The organism is Paeniglutamicibacter sp. ZC-3 (assembly GCF_025847175.2).
Taxonomy (GTDB): Bacteria; Actinomycetota; Actinomycetes; order Actinomycetales; family Micrococcaceae; genus Paeniglutamicibacter; species Paeniglutamicibacter sulfureus.
The window spans coordinates 1-988 of the sequence record NZ_JAOYTG010000058.1; the positions used below are offsets into that span (position 1 = coordinate 1).

General features: G+C 63.5%; 1 protein-coding gene. It reads left to right on the forward strand.

The genetic code is table 11. From position 1 onward, the window contains the following. Positions 1-101: 101 nt before the first annotated feature. A partial coding sequence (locus OIU93_RS20535; protein ID WP_264271888.1) for an IS982 family transposase occupies positions 102-988 on the forward strand: 887 nt, incomplete at its 3' end.

A 988-nucleotide genomic window follows, 5' to 3' on the forward strand; every position in this document is an offset into this window, starting at 1 on the left:
CCTAGATGAGTCAGTCCTAATTGACGCTTGGAACGAGACAGGGTCCGGGAACTTGTTCCCGGACCCTGTTAATCGCTGGCGGAGAGTGCTAAGTCTCGTATGTGAACCCAAAACTGAACACTCTCCTGACCACACTCTACGTCTTACTTACCGATCGTGTCCTGCCGGATTTGGGATATGACCGGACGAGCAAACCCGGCCGCAAGGCCATCTTGAGCGATGCCGAGCTGCTGTGCCTGGTCGTGGCCCAGCACCTGCTGCACGGGCACTCCTCCGAATCGCGATGGGTCCGCTATGCGCGCACCCACCTGAGCGGGCTATTCCCCGGGATCCCGCAGCAATCGGGATACAACAAGCGCGTGCGCGCCGCCGGAACACTGATCAGTGCGGTGATCACCGCACTGGCCAAAGACACCGAATCCTGGCACGAGATCCTCCGCCTGCTGGATTCGACCCCCGTCCCGTGCGGCACCAGCCGCGAAACAGTCAAGCGCTCGGACCTGGCCGGGCACGCCGGCTACGGATACTGCGCCTCGCATTCGCGCTACTTCTGGGGCTTTCGCCTGTACCTAGTCAGCACCCCCGAGGGCATGCCGGTGATCTGGGGACTGGCCAACCCCAAGCTCGGGGAACGCGAGGTCACCGAGGCCCTGCTGCGCCACGACCACCATCTGGTCCGCGACGGGCAGGTCATCCTTGCCGACAAGGGTTTCGCCGGAAGGGACTTTGAGCGGTTCATCGCCGAGGACCTCGGCGCCAACCTGGTGCGGCCGGACCGCAAGGACGAAAAGCCCAGGTTCGGGAAGTTCGGCGGCATCCGCCAGTGGATCGAGTCCGTCTTCGACAGCCTCAAGGGCCAGCTCGGGCTCGAACACCACGGCGCCAGAACCCTCGAAGGTCTCTACGCACGCGTCGCGTCAAAGCTCCTGGCCCTCGCGGCAGGAATCTGGCACAACTGGAAAACCAACGCACCCCGCAAACGCTCCCT